Raw genomic sequence first — 19,912 nt, forward strand, 5'->3', positions numbered from 1 at the left:
CGCCGTTATGGTTCCGGATTCGCCCATCTGTTGGGGATGAGTCTGACGGATGGGCTTTCCCTGATCCGCCAAGCATTAGAAAAGGAAGTTGAGGAAAAGGCATGGGGCTTTTGGGTTACGCTATTCCCGCATATGGAGCCGGAAAAGCGAATTCCATTCGAGCAGTTCATGGCTGAAATCAAACGAAAACAACAGCCCCAAACCGTGATGTCAAAAGAGGAAATCATCCGCCGGGCTGAGGCGATCAGGAAAGCGGACCAGAAGGGGGTGAGCTGATGGAACTGTTCAAGATGTTTGGTGAGGTTGCACTGAAAGGCTCTAAGGCGGTTCTGGCGCGCCTGAAACTCATTGATGAAGCCGCAGAAGAAGTGAATCGGAAGATTATTGATATTCGGGACTACCTCAAAATTGAGGTGGATGCAGACACAGCCGCAGCCCAAAAACAGTTGGAAGACGTGGAAGACAAGGTCGAAGATATTCCCAATCGAAAAACGGTCAATATTCACGCCAACACCAGCGGCTTCATGGGCACGATCATGGCTTTGGGCCCGGCCATTGTTCCGGTGTTGGCAAGCGCAACCGCGGCCGTTGGTGGACTGACCGCGGCGTTTGCCGCTGCCGGTGCGGGAGCTGCGGCATTTGGTGCGGTGGCTATCCCTGCATTGAACGGCGTTTTCGACGCTTCAAAAGAGGTTGAGAAGATCCAGAAGAAGATCGCCGAAGCGGATACAGCCAAAGAGCGGAAAAAGGCCATGAAAGAGCTACAAGCCGTATATAGTGGCCTTACACAGCAGGAGCGAGCGGCGTTGAACGCCTTCCAGAGTTTCAAATCCTTTTGGGATGGTTTCGTGAAGTCGCTTCAAAATCCGGTGCTGGATGTGTTCATCCGGGGGTTGGATCTGTTGAAGACGACCCTGGAAAAGCTAAGGCCCACGTTCCAGATGTCGATCAACGCCGTCAGCCTCATGTTTAACAACATGAACAAGGCGATGAAAGGCAATCAAATGCAAAAGTTTTTCCACTGGCTCACTCGAAATGCCGGTCCGGCGCTTTTGAACTTCGGAACCGCCTTTGGCAATGTCATGATCGGCATCATGAATTTGTTGATGGCATTCGAGCCAGTTTCCTCTGACATGCAATCCGGATTGGTTGGGCTCACCCAACGTTTTGCTGTATGGTCGGCGGGGTTGGCAAATTCCCAAGGGTTCAAAAACTTCATCGCCTACGCACAGGCAAACGGGCCGAAGCTCATGACCATCTTGGGGCAAGTGGCGGACATCATCGGCCAACTGGTGGTTTCCATGGCGCCGTTGGGGCCGGTGGTGTTGGACATCATCACCAAACTGTTGGGCTTCGTTCAATGGCTTCTCCAGCTTCACCCAGCCGTGGGCATGGTGTTGGTGATCCTCTTCCAGTTGATTGGCGTGTTCCAGATGGTCATCGGCCCCATCATTGGATTGATCACTGGGATTACCACATTGACGGGTGGTCTTTCCAAAATGGCGCCCATCTTCCGAACGATCGGGACAGCCATTTCCACGCTGGTAAGCGGTGCTCTGCGGATGCTGGTGGCTGGGTTCCGAGGGCTGATCAGCGTGTTCAACCTCTTGCGTGTAGCTATGATGACCAACCCCTTCACCGCGATCATCACCGCCGTGATCATCTTGGCGGCTATCATCATCATGAACTGGAGCAAAATAAGAGCCTTCCTTCTCCCGCTTTGGAACTCGCTGAAAAGCGCGGCGGCAAATGCTTGGAACGCCATCAAATCGGGGATTTCTTCCGCCGTTTCTGCGGTGACGCAATTCATAAGAACGGCGTGGAATTCAGCGAAAGCAAAGGTCAGCAGTATCTGGAACGGTCTAAAATCCACCGCTTCTTCCGTGTTCAACGGGATCAAGAGCGCCATTTCTAATACGGTGAACGCCATGCGATCCACCATCACAAGCGTTTGGAATGGGATCAAAAGCACGACGACATCCCTTTGGAATAGCATCAAAAGCACCATTTCAAACGGGATTCGGAGCGCCTACAACACCGTGAAAGGATATGTCAGCAGCTTCCTAAGCGCAGGGAAAGGGCTGATGACCGCCCTGGCAAACGGGATCAAAAACGGGTTGGCAAAAGCGGTCAGCGCAGTCGAAAGCGGGATGGCAAAGATTCGAAGCTACTTGCCATTCTCCCCGGCAAAAAAAAGGCCCGCTTTCTGACCTGGACAAATCCGGTGAATCCTTCTTCCCAACATTCGCTTCCCGGATGGATCGGGGGCTGTCTCCGCTGTTGAAGACTGTTTCCGCTGGGATGGAAGAAACGGCTGGGCTTCTGGCTCCGCCATCCAAGGGGGGCCTTATCGCTGGATTCGCGGGCGGTGGCGCGAGTGCTGGAGTCATGACCGCTCCTATCATCAATATCAATTTCAACGGTCCGGTCTCTATGAGAAGCGAAGAAGACATTGCCCTTTTGGCTCAAAAAATCGAAGAAGAGCGATACAGACAAGAAATGCGCAGGGCACGGGCGCAGGGACGAAGGGGGTGATGGTTCATGGGCTTCTTCTTCAGTGGGCAGTCAAGTGATGATTTCCCGTGGCTGAAAATAAACAAAATCACCAGCTCCATCCTTCCACCGATGGAGCAAAAGCTGATACAGATTCCCGGGCGGCCGGGGGCGTATCACGCCGGAAAGGAACGGGGCGTCCGAAAAGAAACCATTGTCATCACGATTTTGGGCGACAGTCAGGAAGATTTGGCCGCCAAAAAGCGGATTCTAGCCGACTGGCTGGACACAGACACGCCCCAAACCTTTTACTATTCCTACGAGCCAAATAAGGAGTATCAGGCCATTCTGGATGGGGAAACGGACATGGACAAAGTGGTCACGGACGGCCAAATCACCTTGAATTTCCTGATCCCTGATCCATACGCCACAGGAGTGGAGAAGGTAGTGTCTTTGGACACGAAAGGCGACGGAACGCCATATCAAGAGGGCGAACCGATCCCGGTGACCAACGCCGGGAGCGTCCCGGTCTTCCCGACGATGCGGTTCGAGTTCACCCAACCGACAACGGAGTTCGCGATCATCACCGAGGATCGATATATGTACTTCGGCCAACCAGCGCCCGTGGATACAGTTACACCAGCTCCCGAACGTGTCCGGATTCTTCTGGACGATGGTTCGAGCTTGGCGAACTACTCCAGCGGGATTTCTGTCGATGGTGGCGTGATCGCCGGTTCTTTTTCCTCCAATGGGGATATTATCCGCCCGGCCGATTACGGCGAAGGGACGGCATGGCACGGGCCCGCGGCCATCCGGTCGCTGGGGCAACAACTGCAAGACTTCACACTTCAGGCGGAAGTCGCTTTCAAAGCCGGATACCCGTATCAAGTCGGGCGGTTGGAAATCTATCTCTTGGACATCAACAACGCGATCATAGGCAAGATTGCCATTCGGGATTCCACGGCCCGGGTGGACAACCCCTATATGGAAGCGAGAGCGGGCGCGTCCCGGCAGTTCGTGAACTATACCGGGAAGCCTGGTCGCTGGTCCAACTTTGGTGGGCCTATCCGGATCACACGGAAGGGGAAACGGTGGGAATTCAGCGCCAGCAAGCGCGCTGCCAATGGGAAGCTTTATGATACCTTTTCTTATTCGTTCTATGACAAGGACAGCCAATATCAGCAGAAGCTGGCCGGGTTTCAAATTCATATCGGGAAATATGGGACATTGAGCCATATTTCCACCGTCTACATCGATCGGATCGAGGTATGGAACGAGAACACCTACAACCCCGTGACGCAGGTGCCATATGCGTTTGATACAGGGGATGTGCTGGAGATCAACTGTGCGACCGGCGAAGTACTGAAAAACAATGAGCCGTTCTTCCCGAATCCGGAGAGCGAGTATATCAAAATCGATCCGGGCAGCCATTCCCTAGTGGTCTCGCCGCAGGGGATTTTTCAAAATAGCACACTATCTTTCCGTGAGAGGTGGCGCTGATGCAAAGCATCTACATTTTGAACGAAAATGAATCGCCAGTCGCCGTCCTCAACCCGGAGTTGCCTGAGGGTTGCCCGTTTTACGATGACGTGCTAACACGGCGCCTAGAATATGGATATATGACCTTTGAATTTGAAGTCCCAGCGGATCATCCCGTTTCGAACCGGATCACCACCAATGGATATGTGGTCTATCCCTACACGAAAGACGGGCGCCCCTACTACTTTCGGATTTTGGAAACAACCGAAACCAATGGCGACGGATACCGGAAAAAGGTGTTTTGCGAAAATGCCGCTGTGGACGATCTCCTTGGGAACCCCGTGCGCCCGGCCACGCTCAACTCCTACACATTAGAACAGGCCATGAACTATGTGTTGGCTGGAACCGATTGGTCAGTGGGCGAGGTCGAATTCGCTGGTGTCAAGGACATCAAGTTGGACGACTACATGACGTCATTGGAGGCGCTCCACAAGGTCTTGGACGCCTTTGACGCAGAAATTGAATTCCATGTCCGCTTCGAAGGGCTTCGGGTGGTGGAAAGAAAGGTCTCCGCCGTGATCCAGCGGGAGAAAGTCACCCGAAAGCCTTTTGTATATAGCTTGGATCTGATGGAAGTGGAGCGAATCGAAGACACCACCAATCTGGTCACGGCCATGATCGGCGTGGGGAAAGGCGACACGACAGGTCAGTTCCTCACATTCTCCAACTATAATCCAACTGGTCTAGACACCACCAAATATGAAAAGCCGGCTGGAGCGGATTGGGTGGGGAGCTTGGAAGCCTTCCAGCGGTGGGGGAAAAAGGGGCGCCATATCTTCGGAATTCACCGAGATGATCAAGCTACAAACCCGGTGGAGCTGTTCAATAATACATTGGCCGCGCTCGAAAAGTACAGCAAGCCGCTTTATACCTATCGAGTCGGCGTGGTGTTGCTGGCCGATCTGTTAGGGCTGGAAGCGCACGAGGTTGACCTGGGCGACACCGTCACCGTCAAGGACACCACCTTCCAGCCGGAGCTGATCCTTGAGGCGCGGATCATCGAAATGAAAGAAAGCGTCCGCGATCCATCCAAGAACGAGGTCACACTGGGCGAATTTCGCCCCATTGCCATCACGGAAAACCAACGAATCCAAGACATTCTGCGTCGGCTAGATCAAAAGGAAGCTGCATGGGACCAGGCGCGTTACGCCAGCGGAACGGGCCTTCATGTGCTAGCCAACACACCTAAACCGCTGGTCAATGGTCAATATACGAATTTCAACCACTCCCTCACTATCCAGGTGACAGAAAACATCCACTTAGGATATGTGAGCGTCTACTGTGACACGGCAGGGCAATCGGGAATTGTTGAGCTTCAAGACGGCAACGGAAACACCCTTGAGAAACGGGAGTATTCCAACCTAGTTCAAGGAGAAAACCGGTTGAAGCTGGATTTTCTCCTCCGGGAAGACGTCGGAACCTACCGCCTCTATGGGGATTTCTCCGGAAACACGTGGCGAACAGATAAGGGACTACAATACCCCTACGAATCCGGTTCATTTAAAATCACGGGCACTAGCTCAACATCTGGTTATTGGTACCATTTTTACGATATTTCGATTGGCGGCCCCGGAGTGAAGGGAACGCCGGGGCAGGAGATTCTCCTAGGCGATACGCAGGGACGATATGGAAAGATTGTGGCCTATGACTCCGACGGGGAAACGATCGCGGTCATCGACAACAAACAGATCGTGTTGGGTTCTGTAGTCGCCACCGAAGTCCAAGCGCCCAATCTGGTGACGTCTGGCATTCCTGCCGGGGAAACCATTTCCTATTTTGTGAATGCCGTGACCGGAGAAGATGGAAACGATGGGAGTAGTTCCACTCCGTTCGCGTCCGTAGCTGCCGCCATCCAGAAAATCCCCCGTGTCTTTGATGGGGAAGTCAAAATCCATCTTCAATCAGACATTGTGGAAGACATCACGCTTTCCGGTTTTCTTGGAACTGGGAAAATCACCATCCTGATGAATGGATATACGATGACGGGCCGGATTTCGATTCAGTCCGTCAAGTTGCGCGTCTCCCTATACGGCGGGGGTGAAGCAACCAATGGGATCTATGGGCGAATCAATGCGAAATCCGGGGAAACAACAGGTGTCATCCAAGTGTACCATTCTGATTACGTGGGGATCTTCTGGGTCAAAGCCTATGGAATCTCAGGGGGAAGTGGATCAACGGGTGTCCTTACCACCTACGACAACAGTTTCGTATACTGTGCCAACTGCGAGTTCTACAACGCCCGGAGCGCATGCGTATATAGCGCATATGGTGGGAAAACAATGGTTGTTTCATGTGTGGGGAGCGGCGCCCCCTATGGCGTATGGGCTGACTATGCGGGCTACATTGGATGGGCCACACAGATTCCAGATGGAACCGGGAATCCAATCCGGATCACAAACGGCGGGATGGTCACCCCCTCCACAGTAGGCGGTGGTCAAAGCGGAGGCGGGACGGGCGGAACTACACCAACCGCGCCGACCGTCACAGTATGGAATTCGTCGAGCGGCGACTCCTGGCGAACCGTTTTCAATGATTGGCGCAGTGATGGGAAGGTCATTCAAGGAATGTGGCGTTCTCAATACGGCCACCACACGGGGATTTGGCTCTATCCCTCCGGCCTGTCGAGTACAGTCACGGGAAAAACCATCAAGCGGATTCGCACATATCTCCAGAGGCTGAGCGGGGGAAACGCAACTGTCACCATTTCTCTCCGCATGCATGGTCACGCATCCAAACCGGGTGGGCAACCGCCAGTGCTGGCTCCAACCCTCAATGTCACATTCAAAGCTGGAGAAGCAAAATGGGTGGATTTGCCGTCGAGCTGGTTTTCCTATTTCACCAGCGGTCAAGCCAAAGGAATCGCCCTATACACTTCCAGCACCAGTGATGACTATTATGCCGTTTTCGATGATAGCGCCAAAATTGAAATCACCTATGTATAGGAGGGATTTCATGAAATATTGCAGCTGTACCCGTGATGGTACAGTGCTGGAAGTGTTCGAACAAATCACCGAGGTTGAATATGACGCCAACAAAAACATCGTTTGGTTCAAGTGGAATGGGATCGGCACGATGTTTTCAGGGATGGATCAGTTTCTGATTTTGCCCGATTCTGTTCCAGTTTCACCTGGTGATCCGGTCACTGACGACCTGAGAAATCAAGATATTCGAGACCAAATAAGCGCATAAGGCGCTTTTTTTATTTGCCAAAGGAGGAATCGCCAATGAGCAGACCAGTGATTTTCTACGCACCGCATGCGGACGACGAAACTTTGAACATGGGAGTCACGATCGCAGAACATGTGGCAGCAGGCAGACCCACGCATGTGGTTCTCATGACGCACGGCCGCATAACCGGAGCTTTGAACGCGATCAACGGCACGACCTATAGTGGTTATTGGAAAGCCACACATGATCCCGAATCAGAGGGATATGAGCCGCTTACCAAAGACACGTTGGCCGAAGCTCGTATCAATGAATTCCACCACGCCTGCGGCCAATTGGGGGTTCCGGTAGAAAATCGCCATATTGAGTATCTCGATGACTCGGCCAATGGCGAAACACTCACATACGACGAAGCCAAAGCGGTCATCGAAAAATATATCGATCTGTATCCAGACGCTGACCACTATACCCTGAGCTATCACGACATCCACCCGGATCACGCTGCAGTCGGACAGGCACTTCTTGACCTCTACAACGCCGGGCGGATCCAATACTATGTCCGTTTTATCATTTCGATGGCCACACGAACCGACTATGAAAACCGCGGGGCAACGATTCCGGGCGGTGGTTGGAAAGATACTCCCACCAATGATGAGATCAAACAGAAGGCCATCAACGCGTGCCGGTGTTACGCCGCCTGGGCGCCGTCACTTGGGGCCTTTGCGGTGGGGTATCACAGTGTAGCTGGCCAGTTTGACAAGTTTGTCGCGAACCCGTTCCACTACCTGCACATGCCAGGGCAATAAAAAATAAAAGGGTCAAGATGAAAGGGGGGGAAGGTGGTGGGCGAAAAAAAGGTCAAATCTGGAGTCGTAATCACACAGCGGGAAATGTATGACCTCATTCAAGAGGTTTCACGATCGCTCCACCGTATGGAATCGAAACTGGAGAACCTTGAGGAAAAGATCGAGGACGTTGTTGAAGCAGACGAGAGAAGCAGAGAAGCGCTTAACACCGCGAACGAAGCTTTGGAGATCGCAAAAGAAACCAAAAATCAATTGGATTGGTTTTGGAAAACTGTCGTATCTGGCGTAATTCTTGCCGTTATTTCGGCGCTTTTTATACTTGCAGGAATCCCGATAGGAGGTTGATATATATGAACTGGGAACAATTGAAAAATCCGCAGGTTTGGGTGTATCTTTTTTCGTTTTTGAAGGTGTTGACAGCCGCCTTGGGCTTTGAGGTGGCACCAGAACAATGGGAGCAATGGGAGCAAATTTTAAATGCCCTCGCTGGCCTTGGGGTCGCGCTGGGCATTTTTGCATTCAACCCTTTTGACAAGAAAGGAGCTGACCACTAATGGCATACTTGATCGCATTAGATGACGGCCACGGTCAAGAAACTCCCGGAAAACGCACGCCTCCCATTCCTCAACTGGGAGGCCGCGTGATCCGCGAGAATGAATTCAACCGGGAAATTGTGAAATACCTTGACGCTGAATTGAAGCGTTGCGGTTTCAAAACGCTTTTGGTAGCGCCAACCGATGTCGACACGCCATTGGGCGAGCGTACCCGTAAGGCGAATGCTGCCGGGGCGCATTTGTATGTGTCGTGTCACTACAACGCGAGCGGCGGGGAAGGCCTTGAAACCTTCCATTACCCCGGAAGCTCCCGGAGCCAAAAGGCTGCCCAAATCATCCATCGCCATCTCATGGCTTCCGGGGTAAAAAGAAAGGATCGCGGCGTCAAAACCGCCAATTTCCACGTTTTACGTGAGACCAAAATGCCAGCGGTTCTTATTGAATACGGGTTCATGGATGATCCGGGACTCGATGAAGCGGCGCAAATGATTGATCCGAAAGTGCAAAAGGCTTTCGCGATCGCGACGGCCAAAGGCATTTGCGAATACTTCGGCGTGAAATATGTTCCCGAACCAACGCCGGATCCGGTTCGCCGCCCGATGTATCGTGTCACAGTGGATGGGCAGTTCATCGTTGATACTGCGTATCCCGCCAAAATCAAAGACTCGGTCGAAAAGGCCGTGCTGGTACAGAAAAAAGAAATCCTGATCAAGATTCGCGACTAAAGCAAAGACCCTCTCCGATCGACGGGGAGGGGATATTTCTATTTATATTGATATCCGGTTTTGGCACGTATCATTTTAGAGGGTTTTTTGCGAAATAAATTTCTTGACCACTTGTTGCGATGCACCGGAGGGCTTTGTGGTCTTTGGAAACTTCTCATGGGAGAAAAGTGGGCAGGTGAAAAAAGTTAACACCTAGAATGGCTAGCCAATGAAAAAACCCCGGCCTTTAGTCGTACGCATTGGTTAAGCGCTGACTTTTCTGACCGAGGTAGTTACACAATTTCCGACTCGAACTTTTTAGTTGGAATCCTAAAACCTATTATTAGTAATTTGATTTAAAACGTCTTCGATTGATTTAACTATTTCATGGAGATCATTAGATGTAAACTGTCGAATTGGTTGTTCCCAATTTCCATTTTGAATGATTTGCACTTGAAATTCACCTTCTGGAGTGACATCGGGATACCAACCTAGATCAAGCAATATCGATTTTTCTTGGTGTTCCAACTGCAACAAATCTTGTGTGAAATAAAACCATTTATCATCATCTTGTTTCAGTGTTTTGGGGTTAATTTCTCGCAAATTGTTATGTTTTACAGTCCATCCTTTTGGAATCCGTAACGCTTGAATTTTTGCTTCAGGCAATTTAAACATTTCCCTCATAATCATCCCTCATTATTCATTTTTAATGCCTAAACGCTTTAAATACTTTTCTAACCTGTCTCCAGCTATTGGATGCCCATGGTATTCACCGCCCGATAATTCAGCTCTTATCCAAGTAGTTGGCATACCTCTATCATAGCCAACTGTTTTATTTGCATTATAGATAAAATAGTAATTATCGTTTCCAGTATCGATAACATATCCCTTTAATAATGCTTCTTTTTCAAGTACCTTATTATTAATACTGGGCAAATATTGAGCAGCTCCTTTTTGACTAAACTTTATTGCTTCATCTGGTGTTTTAGCTTTTAAATGCTTATATCCGTGGGGAGTATATTTAGCATTATTTATCATTGATCTAAATTCTTTTCTTTTGTAATACCCACCATGAGCAATTTCGTCATGCTTTGGCGAAATATTAGATTTACCTGTCACATTATCGCTTTTAGTAGATGCAAACTTCTGTAACCAAGCGCCAAACTGGGTATCTTCTATTTTGGTATGGCCAATTTCTAGCGAAGGGATCCGTAGATTGCTATCCGCGGATGCCAAGACATGCATCTTGACGGTCGGAAAACTGATTTTGTTAATGCTGGTCACAATCGTATCAAGGTTATTGGTGAAGAGCCATCCTCCGTATGAAAGCAGCCCGCCGATACCAATTGCGATTAACGTATTTTTGACGTTGATTTTCCCTGTTTTAAAAAAATCAAATACGCTTTGCTCAACTCCCGTGCCTACTGATCCTTTAACTGCAGTAGGCAGCCACGGGATTTTGCTGCCGAGCCAAGTAATGAAACGGGCACCGCCGATCAGCTCTCCAAAAAGTCCCCCGATTCCACCGGCAATGCATCCAAACAATGTATCGGTCAGCATCTCCATGCTCATAAATTCATTGCCCGAAAGCCATGAAGTGAGTCCGCCAAAACCCCCACCAAGTAATATTCCATAACCAACGAAGGATAGAATTTGGGGGGAGATCGTAAAAGACAAAATGGTGAGTGATGATCCGGCTGCAATTAAGGCAGCTGCTGTTGTAATTAACCAAACGGCAAAAACAGCCAATACTATGATTAATAGCAGCACAATGATTTTTTTGTAATTCGCTTTGATCCAATCCCAAGCGGCGGCGAGTGCATCAACGACTACTTCGGTGATTTTGGACAATACGCCAACAAACCAATCCCACAGGGCGGACGCTTTTTCCGTTGTCCATTCCCATGCGCCGGAAATCGTGTCTGTTGTCCATTCCCATGCGCTTTTGAACGGCTGGGAGACTGTGTCCCATAAGCCTTTCTCTTTCTCGACGGGCGGCGGAGCCGGCAGATTCTGCTTCGGAGGCGGGCTTTGCTCGAATTGGTTGAATTGGTCATTCACCTTCGGCACGTCAAATCCGCCCGTAGCATGAACTGTTCCAGATCCAAAAATGCCTAATCCGATACAAGCGATCAGCAGGATGATAAAGGTTCTATGAAATTGACGCAAAAGTTTCGCTTGGGAACATGCGATGTTTGTTTCGCCTCCCTAAGCTCATTCTCCTCCTTATTATGTGATTTTTAAGAAAAAAAGACAGGGATGGCCGAAGCCAATACTGTCCCATAACATCTCGACTCTTTTCTGCATCATCTTTTGGAATTATAGGTGAATTCAATTTACTTTTTCAATATATTAGCCTAAATCAGCCATAAAAAATTTATGACATTTAAAATTCGATTCAGGAAATTCAAAAGGAACAATAGTAATTCTTTACTGTCGAAACTTAGCTTATTAAAACCTCAAGAAAGTAGTAGTTTCGGTAATTTAAATAAGTCGTCGACCTCCAGTTGTGCAAAAATCCCTGGGGATCGACGACAATTACTTTTCAGGGTTATCAAGTATTTTCAGATTTGCTTTAATTTTGGAGTCAAAAGAGGTAAAATAAAAACGCAGTGTTTATGAGGAGTTTAGGGGTTTATAAACTACCTATAAGGTATTGAAACTCGATTCGCCCTCTGTTTTGTTCAATCGCCTTATCGTGTTTATAAACTACCTATAAGGTATTGAAACAATGCTTGACATCATATCCCGGAAATGCTTTTTCTAACGTTTATAAACTACCTATAAGGTATTGAAACTAAGCTCGGACCCAAGGGACTACAATTGGCAGCAAAGTTTATAAACTACCTATAAGGTATTGAAACCCTCGATATATAGCAGGGGATCGGCTGGGGTGGATCGGTTTATAAACTACCTATAAGGTATTGAAACTCCAAAATGTCACTCGGTCACCAGCACTGTCTTCGGGGTTTATAAACTACCTATAAGGTATTGAAACAAGAAGAAAACCAGAAATCGGAAGCAGAACCGGAAGTTTATAAACTACCTATAAGGTATTGAAACGTGGACATCCTGAAGTGTTTAGTTTTCCGAACTATGTTTATAAACTACCTATAAGGTATTGAAACATGAAGATGATCGAAATAAAAAAGTCGACAACCACGTTTATAAACTACCTATAAGGTATTGAAACAACTAAGTATAAACGGAATATAAACTAAGGAGGGAGCGGGTTTATAAACTACCTATAAGGTATTGAAACTCATCTTATCTTGCGCCAATAGTGACTCATCCAAAGTTTATAAACTACCTATAAGGTATTGAAACTACTTGAGCAAGTAGATTGCCTCATCCCAGGTGAAAGTTTATAAACTACCTATAAGGTATTGAAACTTTTCGATCAAGCCAATCACGTATTGAATAGCCTGTTCGTTTATGAACTACCTATGAGGTATTGAAACCGCCAGTGACGAATGAAAGATTGGCAAAAGAAGAGATTAAAATGTTTTAAAATATTAATGGGATTGCTTGGTTTCAGTTGATTGATCCAATATAAGGAGGATCAACCTTGAATAAATTTTGGAGAAATGTATTGGATCATTGTAGTTGTTTTTATTGTTGTTGTAATATTTGGAGGAGCACTCTTGTTTAATTTTTTGTGGAGCCTATTTGGATGAGTGAGATGTAATACCGATCTCCATTTTATTTTTTAATCAAAAAGGGTAAAGAGAAAGACATAGAGTTTTCGTAGAGTTTAGGGGTTTATGGATTACCTATGAGGCATTGAAGTACCTTCACATAAATGAAAGCAGCCCATCATGTTTTTGGGCTGCTTTTTAATATGTTCATGTATCGATTCAATGTGTCTTTATTCCCACCAGTTGGCTTCACTTTATCCTGTTCCCACAACCGGAGTGTTCTTACATTGACGCCAACTCGTTTTGCAAATTCCTCCCGGTTGTACCCATGGAATAACCGTGCTTTTTTAATTTTTTGGCCCAAAGTTTGTTCGGGAAGGATTTCAAAGCATCCCAAATATGAGATAGGCACCTTGAGGGATTTGGCAAGTGCTCTGAATGTGGGCATCTTTGGTGTGTGTTTATTCGTTTCAATGTTGCTGATCGCTTCACAAGTCAACCCAGACAGTTCGGCCAATTCTTTGATCGTCATGTTTCGACTTAGGCGTGTGTTCCGGATCCGTGCCGCAGGTGTAGAGAGGGTGGGATCGTAAAACTCACTTCGGGTGACATTGAGTTTCATTTCTCGGTGGATGGCCATTCCCCAATTGTTCACTGCATGCTTGTCCATGCGGTTTTTTTGGATATGAAGAGGATCGCAGTTGCACCTGCACCCCGCACCAAGTGCAACGGTATCGGTCCAAAATTTCCGGTCCCTTGCTGGATCGGATCGACATCCACATCGAGGTGCCCAAAGTGGATTTTAAAACATTGAGCGAAGGGGAAAGAGGGGAGTCCTCCGCTTCCATCCGAAAACGGGTAAACCAGGCGCGAAAAAGACAGCAGGAACGTTTCCGGGGAAGCGAAACGAAAACCAACAGCACCATGAGTACAGCCGATATCCGTAAATACTGCAAGTTGGATCCGGCGTCGCTCCAACTGATGAAGCAGGCTTTTGAAACCCTCGGTTTGAGTGCCCGGGCACATGACCGTATCCTCAAGGTGGCCCGCACCATTGCCGACTTGGCAGGAGAAGAAAACATCGGGCCTGCCCATATTGCCGAAGCGATCCAGTACCGGAGCCTGGACCGGAAGTTTTGGGAGTGATTTATCTTAGACAAAGGGATTATGCGAAAAAAAGGCATATCGCGTGTCCGGGGATTATCAGTGAACAACGAATGACGGCGGGCTTCCCAAGCCGAATTCTCAAAAACTCGTGTGCCTCAGTTCGATGAACGTCGGATGGAGAGCGGAGTTGGGTGTCTGTTTTGACACACTCTCCGCTTGTTAATCAAAGCGGCTCCATATCAAAGCAAACTCACAAGCAATTCAAGCCGGCTGGGATGCCACCTCAGTCTGGAAGGATGGGGAGTTTCTGATTGGTGATCCATGGGACTGGTTAAAGCAGTTATTGGATGGTACAGACGAACGTTTCAGAGCAGCCGGATTCCGCAATTATGATGATTTAAGAGAAATATTGAAAGAAGCATTTGAGATGGATGAGGATTTCAAACGGACTTTAATGTAAATGCTCTGATCCGGAAAGAGGATTTTGTTGGGCGATAAAGAGCTATATCGCCCTTTTTTGGTTCTTTTATATCTTAGCGTTTGGATTTCACAAACCCATCATCTTCAGCGGGAAAGATAAAAATTGAGGAGGAAAATTTTTTGGAGAAAAAAGGATATGTATCCATGTTCATTGGTGACGTAAGTTCGTTTGAAGAGCTGGAAAGCTATGTGATGCAAAGTTATACAGAGGACGGGGATTGGGTTAATTCGCAATTTGAAAAGGATTTTAGCATTGAATATTACGATGAAGATTTTTTAGAAGTGGAGTTTTACAATGAACCATCAAATGATTTGAGAGTTATTCTTAAGGGGTTTTCATATGATGAAAAGATAATTCCTGGATTTATCGGGATTTGCGGTGAGTATCTGGATCAAGAAGTGAATTCAGTTATTTTACTTTATAACTTTGCCTATGATGGAACCGTAAAAGAAACAAATCGGTTTCGGTTTTTGGGGGCGTTACCATATATGTAAATGAATAATGTTCCCATTTAAAGCATTGTGATTCCGTTTACAGGGACAACCCTAACACCATGGATCACTTCACATGGAAAGGAATTCAAAAGGTGTTAACCTTGGATGTGAAATAACAATTTTCCTGGCGGGTAAGATATGCCACGAAGTTGCTGAAATATGGTCTTTCGGGTAACGATTTGGGATCAGAAGGAGTAAGAGACTTGGATGAAGAGGATCCCACTGAAAAGTGGATTAAAGAAGTTTGTGATTTGACTGTTCATTGAAACCCATAATCAACTTTTACTCTTTTGCAATGGTTAGAACTTAAAAGGCTTAGAGGATTATTGGGGATTATTAGAAGAAGATGTCTTTCAGGATATCACCATCGATTTATGGTTATGAAGAATTAGTTGTTGTGTCGTTTGGTATAGAAGAGTCAAATTACGCTATCCGGTACCTCAAACCTCTTATTGACTGGTACCATTAGCTCTGGGGTTGATCGACCTGTTAGATTATAGAAAATTTTTTCAATTCGCTTTCGGGGCCGCTTTGGGGAGGTGTCGGTCGGGTTTATTGCCGCTTGGTTAGGCATTCCCTCCTTTTCCTATCCGGTGGCGTTGGCGGGCCCATGCTTTTTTGTCTGCGGGGGTGGTCCTGCTGGGGGTCATCAGCGGTTTGATCACCAGTATGTTGACCCCTTTTTTGCCGGTGATCATTAAAAACAGCGGATTCTCCATTACCAGTGTCGGGGTCCTCATGGCGGTGATCACGTTGGTTTGGGTGATCGTCTCTCCTTTTATTAGTGGAGAAAAAATCCATCACAGAAAAGTCCTGTTGTTTACCGGATCCCAAATTTTGACTGGTGTGGTGGTTTTGCTTTTGATGGTGAAATTCCCGCCCCTTGTGGTCATTGCCATTTTGGTTTTACGATCCGTTTTTTTATCCGTTTCCGTCATTACGGAACAGCTGATTCAATTGGAGATGTTTCCCGCAAACGTCGTCGGTCTGTTTTTTGGCCTGTCCCAATCCGCTTTTTTCGTCGGAGATGCACTCGGGGGATCGGTGGGAGGATGGCTGTACAGTTATCACATGAATGTTGCCATTCTCGTTTGCGGTGGGCTGACTTTGCTGAATGCGCTGTTGGTGCCTTTGTTGTTTGCAATCGTCAAAGCCAAAGAAAAACACCGGCTGGTTCATGATCAGTCTTTTCATAAGAATGTGTGAACTCCATGAAACCGCACAAATGTTGCGGGAGCCGGGTGCACCTTCAGACGTGAAAAACATATGATAAAAAGAGACACCAGCACGGTGTCTCTTTTTGAGAGAAGAAAAAAGGGTGTTGAGAATGTGATCTATGTGAGTTGTCCGTCCATACAGAGATGGTTGTCTTCGATGTTCAGAATGGATCTCTTATGTGATGTTGCTGAAAACGGTACTTTGCAAGTGCCGCTGCGATATTTCCACAGCGATGGCAGCAATCAATATCTGTCCGTATTTCAGAATCAGTAAGAGAGATCGGCAGTGGACCAGGTTTTGCATTTGGGGCAGCGGACCATGCTGCCGGGAAGTGCTTTGCACACTTCGGTTTTACATTTGTGGCAAATCACTGTGACGAGCTGGTCTTTTTTTGAGTGCATGCTGCTTCCCCCCAATCGGGAACGTGACTCCTAACATCGATTGTACATATTTTTATCAATTTGTAAATAATATTATAATTTTTCAGTAACCAGTCGTGGGTTTCGAATTTGGTTATCATATTCGGTAAAATAAAAAAGAAATTTGATTTTAAAGAGAAACAAAGAGGCCGTCCAAAACGGCTGGCCCATTTAAGGCGGGGTGATGAAATGGATGAGAAGTGGATCCGGGTGTTGCTTCATGCGAGCATCTGGTTTGCTCCGGTTTTGGTGCCATTGATTGTGTTTTTGTTTGGACACGACCGGGAATTAAAAAGATTGGCTTTGCAAGCATTGGTTTTTCACGGTTCCGTTTTGTCTCTGTTATGGATTTCCACCAATTTATTATGGATTCTGATCGGGTTTCCGTTCATCGTGGTTTTCGGCCTGGCGGCTTTTTTTGTTCCGTTGACGGGCATTATTCGTGCAGTGCAAAACCGTCCGTTTCAATATCCGGTCATTAAAAAGTGGATTTAAATTTTCTTTACCGAATTTGATTTTTAATCAGGGGTGTGGTAATTTAGAAAAGAAGTACAAATGGAAATATATACAGATCGATTATGAAAAAAGGAGTAGGAATGGTGAGGAGTTTCAGAAAGCTGTCAATTTGGGGTTTGTTGGTTGCGTTGCTCATGGCTGCCGGCTGTGGAAACGATGAGAAAGTGGAAGTGCCCAAACAATCCGTCACCGTGATTGACGGGGACACGATAAAAATCAAGTTGAAGAATAAAGAGGAAACCGTCCGGCTGCTGTTGGTGGATACGCCGGAAACCAATCATCCTCAGCTGGGAAAACAACCGCTCGGGGAGGAAGCCAAAGCGTTTACCAAACAATTGATCGAAAAAGCCAAGAAAATTGAGCTGGAAAAAGAAGAGAACAAAAGAGACAAATACGGACGTTTCCTCGCCTATGTCCATGTGGACGGGAAACTGTTGCAGGAAGAGTTGGTGAAAAACGGTTTGGCCCGGGTCGCCTATGTGGATGATCCGAAAGCCAAGTATCTGGAAGATCTGAATCAGGCGCAAAAAGAGGCGGAAAGCAAGAAAGCCGGCATTTGGCAATGGGATCAGTATGTTCAGAAAAACGGATTTAAGGTGGAATCTTTGCAGGATGAAACCAATATTTTTGTTGCAAGCAAAAACAGCGATGTTTATCACCCGATCGGATGCAAAGCGGTGAAAGACATCAAACCGGACAATATCATTTATTATTATTCCGAACAGGATGCGATGAAAGACAAGCGTAAACGCAGTCAGGTGAAAGAATGCTGGGATCATTATCATGAATTGATGGGAAGGTGATGAAACGTGTTGAAGGATCTGATGGCCCGGTTTGGCAAAGGGGCGGCCAAAGTGGATTTGGTGTTGGATCAGAGCCGGTTCCAATTGGGGGACACCGTGGAAGGAAAATTGCTCATTCATGGCGGCGAGGTTGAACAAAAGATCAACAAGATTGATGTGAAGCTGGAAGTCATCATCCGGCACGGGGATACGGATCATGTTCATACCATCACATCGATTCCCTTTTATGAATCATTTACCATCCGCCCCGGCGAAACCAGGGAATTTCCGTTTGCATACCAATTGCCTTATGACCTTTTGATTTCAGGAAACTACGTCACCTATTATTTTCACACCGATTTGGATATTGCCGGCGGGGTGGATCAAAAGGATCGCGATTACATAGAAATCCTTTGTCCCGCGCCATTGCAAAAAGTGCTTGACGCTTTGGGCCAATTGGGTTTCAGGGAAAAGCATGACTCCAGGGAGTTTAACGGACGGGTGCAGGAATTTGAACTTTTCCCGACCGGTTTCTTGCAGGGGCAAGCGGAAGAATTGGAGTTTGTCGCCGCCGTTCAGCCGGACGGAATCCGGTTGTTGCTGGAACTGGAATTTTACTCTTCTTTTGGAGGCAAACAAGAGGTCAAACGGGAAGTTTTCATTTCCAATGAAGAATTGGAGCCGGAGTCTGAGTTGGTCGGGCGGCTGCAGCAAATTTTGAGCGAAATGGCGGAGGCGCAAGGCGGATATCATGGAAGCTTTTCTCATGAACCGGTTTACCATGAACACAGCCACGGCCACAGCCATGGTTCTTCCGGATTGGCCGGAGCCATTGGCGGCTTTGCAGCCGGCATGATCGGCGGGATGATCATGAATGAAGTGATTGATGAATTGATGGATGACGACGATGATGACGACGACGATGATGATGCATTGGAAGAATTGGAAGATTTCTTCGAAGATGAAGATTAATCCAAAAAGTGATGAATGACCCGGTGGTTGTTCATCACTTTTTTTATTTCCGGGCGGTTCTAAGTGGAAGAAATCGGAAGAAAGAATATAATAAAATGATAATGATAGAATTTAAGATTGACAGATTTCAACCGGAGCAGCAGGGTTTATTTTTTGTTGTGAAGAATTAATTCTAATGGAGAATGAATTATCTGAATGTTGCGTCTGTCAATCTGTTTCAGGGGGGATGCCGATGAGTGTGTATGTTGTGATTGACCCGGGGCACGGCGGGAAAGACCCGGGGGCCAGTGCCCATGGATTGGCGGAAAAAGATGTGGTTCTTCAAATTTCCAAAAAAATGAATGATTATTTTGGGGAGTATAAAGGGGTTACAGTTTCCCTGACCCGTTGGGATGACCGTTATCTGGATTTGAATGAGCGGGCCGATTTTGCCAATGCAAGAAACTGTGATCTCTTTTTGTCGATTCATATCAATTCGGCCAGCTCTTCGCAAGCAGAGGGATTCGAAACGTATATTCACCCGGACGCCGCATCCAAAACCAAGAATCATCAAAATCAACTTCATTCGACTATCACCAATTATTTATCCCGATACCAAATCAAAGACCGGGGCAAAAAGCAAGCAAACTTTGCGGTGCTTCGCAATACAAAGATGCCGGCCATATTGATTGAAAATCTTTTTATCACCAATGAAAGGGAAAATCAATTATTAAAAGACGGCAAGTTTATCGATGGTTTGGCCCAATCCATTGTGGAAGGGGTTGCCCGCATTTACGGTTTGGAAAAGAAAAAAACGGAACCAAAACCGATGTACCGCATTACGGTGAATGGAAAAGTGATCTGTGACACAGCGTATGAATCGAAAATCACGGAAGCCGTTCTCGAGGCGGTGAGAAAAGGAGCCGACGAAATTCAATTGAACAAATTGACTTAAAGAAAGGGAAGGAGGATGCATTCCTCCTTCTTTAATTCTGTTGATCATATCCGGGAGATATTCTGAATAGAAATAATCATATCTATTTTG

General features: G+C 47.1%; 20 protein-coding genes and 1 CRISPR repeat array. Of the genes, 16 read left to right on the plus strand and 4 right to left on the minus strand.

All coding sequences use genetic code 11. From position 1 onward, the window contains the following. Nucleotides 1–36 precede the first annotated feature (36 nt). From I8U21_RS07360 to I8U21_RS07400, 9 genes are all read left to right on the plus strand, one after another. On the plus strand, nt 37–276 hold the full coding sequence (locus tag I8U21_RS07360) for a hypothetical protein (protein ID WP_198053606.1): 240 nt from the start codon (nt 37–39) through the stop codon (nt 274–276). Then, entirely contained in the window at nt 276–2,210 is a 1,935-nt protein-coding gene (locus I8U21_RS07365) for a phage tail protein (protein ID WP_198053607.1), read from the plus strand. The genes I8U21_RS07360 and I8U21_RS07365 overlap by 1 nt, the downstream gene beginning before the upstream one ends. A 331-nt stretch (nt 2,211–2,541) precedes the next feature. Next, nucleotides 2,542–3,993, plus strand: coding sequence for a distal tail protein Dit (locus I8U21_RS07370; protein ID WP_198053608.1), 1,452 nt, complete (start codon nt 2,542–2,544; stop codon nt 3,991–3,993). Next, the gene (locus tag I8U21_RS07375; RefSeq protein WP_198053609.1) at nt 3,993–6,974 is read left to right on the plus strand and encodes a phage tail spike protein; all 2,982 of its coding nucleotides are present in this window, start codon (nt 3,993–3,995) and stop codon (nt 6,972–6,974) included. The genes I8U21_RS07370 and I8U21_RS07375 overlap by 1 nt, the downstream gene beginning before the upstream one ends. Nucleotides 6,975–6,984: 10 nt before the next feature. Further along, nucleotides 6,985–7,221, plus strand: coding sequence for a hypothetical protein (locus tag I8U21_RS07380; RefSeq protein WP_198050766.1), 237 nt, complete (start codon nt 6,985–6,987; stop codon nt 7,219–7,221). Between the two features lie 35 nt (nt 7,222–7,256). After that, complete coding sequence (locus I8U21_RS07385; RefSeq protein WP_198053610.1) at nt 7,257–8,003, plus strand: PIG-L deacetylase family protein; 747 nt, start codon at nt 7,257–7,259, stop codon at nt 8,001–8,003. Nucleotides 8,004–8,039: 36 nt separating this feature from the next. Continuing rightward, nucleotides 8,040–8,348 carry a hemolysin XhlA family protein gene (locus tag I8U21_RS07390; protein WP_198053611.1) on the plus strand — a complete coding sequence of 103 codons (309 nt, stop codon included), beginning with the start codon at nt 8,040–8,042 and terminating at the stop codon, nt 8,346–8,348. A gap of 5 nt (nt 8,349–8,353) precedes the next feature. Continuing rightward, nucleotides 8,354–8,557, plus strand: coding sequence for a hypothetical protein (locus I8U21_RS07395; RefSeq protein WP_198053612.1), 204 nt, complete (start codon nt 8,354–8,356; stop codon nt 8,555–8,557). After that, the gene (locus I8U21_RS07400; protein ID WP_198053613.1) at nt 8,557–9,282 is read left to right on the plus strand and encodes an N-acetylmuramoyl-L-alanine amidase family protein; all 726 of its coding nucleotides are present in this window, start codon (nt 8,557–8,559) and stop codon (nt 9,280–9,282) included. The genes I8U21_RS07395 and I8U21_RS07400 overlap by 1 nt, the downstream gene beginning before the upstream one ends. 309 nt (nt 9,283–9,591) lie before the next feature. On the opposite strand, the gene I8U21_RS07405 is transcribed toward I8U21_RS07400, so the two are convergent. The 3 genes from I8U21_RS07405 to I8U21_RS07415 all read right to left on the minus strand — a co-directional run bounded on the left by I8U21_RS07405 (nt 9,592) and on the right by I8U21_RS07415 (nt 13,554). Next, nucleotides 9,592–9,945 carry a hypothetical protein gene (locus I8U21_RS07405; RefSeq protein WP_198053614.1) on the minus strand — a complete coding sequence of 118 codons (354 nt, stop codon included), beginning with the start codon at nt 9,943–9,945 and terminating at the stop codon, nt 9,592–9,594. Between the two features lie 12 nt (nt 9,946–9,957). Continuing rightward, nucleotides 9,958–11,430 (minus strand): hypothetical protein, encoded by a 1,473-nt coding sequence (locus I8U21_RS14940; RefSeq protein WP_232337564.1) that lies wholly within the window; start codon nt 11,428–11,430, stop codon nt 9,958–9,960. A 464-nt stretch (nt 11,431–11,894) separates the two neighbouring features. After that, nucleotides 11,895–12,722: a CRISPR direct-repeat array (repeat unit 30 nt; unit sequence GTTTATAAACTACCTATAAGGTATTGAAAC). 355 nt (nt 12,723–13,077) lie between these two features. After that, nucleotides 13,078–13,554: a helix-turn-helix domain-containing protein gene (locus I8U21_RS07415; RefSeq protein ID WP_198053615.1), complete on the minus strand. Its 477-nt coding sequence runs from the start codon at nt 13,552–13,554 to the stop codon at nt 13,078–13,080. Between I8U21_RS07415 and I8U21_RS07420 the strand changes: the two genes are divergently transcribed. The 3 genes from I8U21_RS07420 to I8U21_RS07430 all read left to right on the plus strand — a co-directional run bounded on the left by I8U21_RS07420 (nt 13,554) and on the right by I8U21_RS07430 (nt 16,187). Beyond that, nucleotides 13,554–14,045 carry a magnesium chelatase subunit ChlI family protein gene (locus tag I8U21_RS07420; protein ID WP_198053644.1) on the plus strand — a complete coding sequence of 164 codons (492 nt, stop codon included), beginning with the start codon at nt 13,554–13,556 and terminating at the stop codon, nt 14,043–14,045. The genes I8U21_RS07415 and I8U21_RS07420 overlap by 1 nt on opposite strands. A gap of 561 nt (nt 14,046–14,606) precedes the next feature. Continuing rightward, nucleotides 14,607–14,981 (plus strand): immunity 22 family protein, encoded by a 375-nt coding sequence (locus I8U21_RS07425; protein ID WP_037997288.1) that lies wholly within the window; start codon nt 14,607–14,609, stop codon nt 14,979–14,981. Between the two features lie 618 nt (nt 14,982–15,599). Further along, nucleotides 15,600–16,187 carry an MFS transporter gene (locus tag I8U21_RS07430; protein ID WP_181730742.1) on the plus strand — a complete coding sequence of 196 codons (588 nt, stop codon included), beginning with the start codon at nt 15,600–15,602 and terminating at the stop codon, nt 16,185–16,187. 278 nt (nt 16,188–16,465) lie between these two features. Here the strand turns inward: I8U21_RS07430 and I8U21_RS15175 are convergent, their stop codons facing one another. Next, nucleotides 16,466–16,600, minus strand: coding sequence for a hypothetical protein (locus I8U21_RS15175; RefSeq protein WP_255347204.1), 135 nt, complete (start codon nt 16,598–16,600; stop codon nt 16,466–16,468). Nucleotides 16,601–16,807: 207 nt separating this feature from the next. On the opposite strand from I8U21_RS15175, the gene I8U21_RS07435 reads away from it, so the two are divergent. From I8U21_RS07435 to I8U21_RS07450, 4 genes are all read left to right on the plus strand, one after another. Further along, nucleotides 16,808–17,113, plus strand: a complete 306-nt coding sequence (locus tag I8U21_RS07435; RefSeq protein ID WP_181730741.1) for a DUF4870 domain-containing protein — start codon at nt 16,808–16,810, stop codon at nt 17,111–17,113. Nucleotides 17,114–17,217: 104 nt separating this feature from the next. Beyond that, the gene (locus I8U21_RS07440) at nt 17,218–17,937 is read left to right on the plus strand and encodes a thermonuclease family protein (RefSeq protein WP_181730740.1); all 720 of its coding nucleotides are present in this window, start codon (nt 17,218–17,220) and stop codon (nt 17,935–17,937) included. Between the two features lie 6 nt (nt 17,938–17,943). Beyond that, nucleotides 17,944–18,888, plus strand: a complete 945-nt coding sequence (locus I8U21_RS07445) for a sporulation protein (RefSeq protein WP_181730739.1) — start codon at nt 17,944–17,946, stop codon at nt 18,886–18,888. Between the two features lie 232 nt (nt 18,889–19,120). Beyond that, complete coding sequence (locus I8U21_RS07450) at nt 19,121–19,822, plus strand: N-acetylmuramoyl-L-alanine amidase family protein (protein ID WP_181730738.1); 702 nt, start codon at nt 19,121–19,123, stop codon at nt 19,820–19,822. Nucleotides 19,823–19,912: the final 90 nt, after the last annotated feature.

The sequence above is a fragment of the Thermoactinomyces sp. CICC 23799 genome (assembly GCF_016055145.1).
Taxonomy (GTDB): Bacteria; Bacillota; Bacilli; order Thermoactinomycetales; family Thermoactinomycetaceae; genus Thermoactinomyces; species Thermoactinomyces intermedius.

What these genes read in the sequence shown, in the direction of transcription:
- I8U21_RS07360 (WP_198053606.1), top strand. Translation starts at nt 37, where the DNA reads ATGAGTCTGACGGATGGGCTTTCCCTGATCCGCCAAGCATTAGAAAAG.
- I8U21_RS07450 (WP_181730738.1), top strand. Translation starts at nt 19,121, where the DNA reads ATGAGTGTGTATGTTGTGATTGACCCGGGGCACGGCGGGAAAGACCCG.
- I8U21_RS07395 (WP_198053612.1), top strand. Translation starts at nt 8,354, where the DNA reads ATGAACTGGGAACAATTGAAAAATCCGCAGGTTTGGGTGTATCTTTTT.
- I8U21_RS07380 (WP_198050766.1), top strand. Translation starts at nt 6,985, where the DNA reads ATGAAATATTGCAGCTGTACCCGTGATGGTACAGTGCTGGAAGTGTTC.
- I8U21_RS07375 (WP_198053609.1), top strand. Translation starts at nt 3,993, where the DNA reads ATGCAAAGCATCTACATTTTGAACGAAAATGAATCGCCAGTCGCCGTC.
- I8U21_RS07435 (WP_181730741.1), top strand. Translation starts at nt 16,808, where the DNA reads ATGGATGAGAAGTGGATCCGGGTGTTGCTTCATGCGAGCATCTGGTTT.
- I8U21_RS07365 (WP_198053607.1), top strand. Translation starts at nt 276, where the DNA reads ATGGAACTGTTCAAGATGTTTGGTGAGGTTGCACTGAAAGGCTCTAAG.
- I8U21_RS07385 (WP_198053610.1), top strand. Translation starts at nt 7,257, where the DNA reads ATGAGCAGACCAGTGATTTTCTACGCACCGCATGCGGACGACGAAACT.
- I8U21_RS07405 (WP_198053614.1), bottom strand. Translation starts at nt 9,945, where the DNA reads ATGAGGGAAATGTTTAAATTGCCTGAAGCAAAAATTCAAGCGTTACGG.
- I8U21_RS07400 (WP_198053613.1), top strand. Translation starts at nt 8,557, where the DNA reads ATGGCATACTTGATCGCATTAGATGACGGCCACGGTCAAGAAACTCCC.
- I8U21_RS15175 (WP_255347204.1), bottom strand. Translation starts at nt 16,600, where the DNA reads ATGCACTCAAAAAAAGACCAGCTCGTCACAGTGATTTGCCACAAATGT.
- I8U21_RS07370 (WP_198053608.1), top strand. Translation starts at nt 2,542, where the DNA reads ATGGGCTTCTTCTTCAGTGGGCAGTCAAGTGATGATTTCCCGTGGCTG.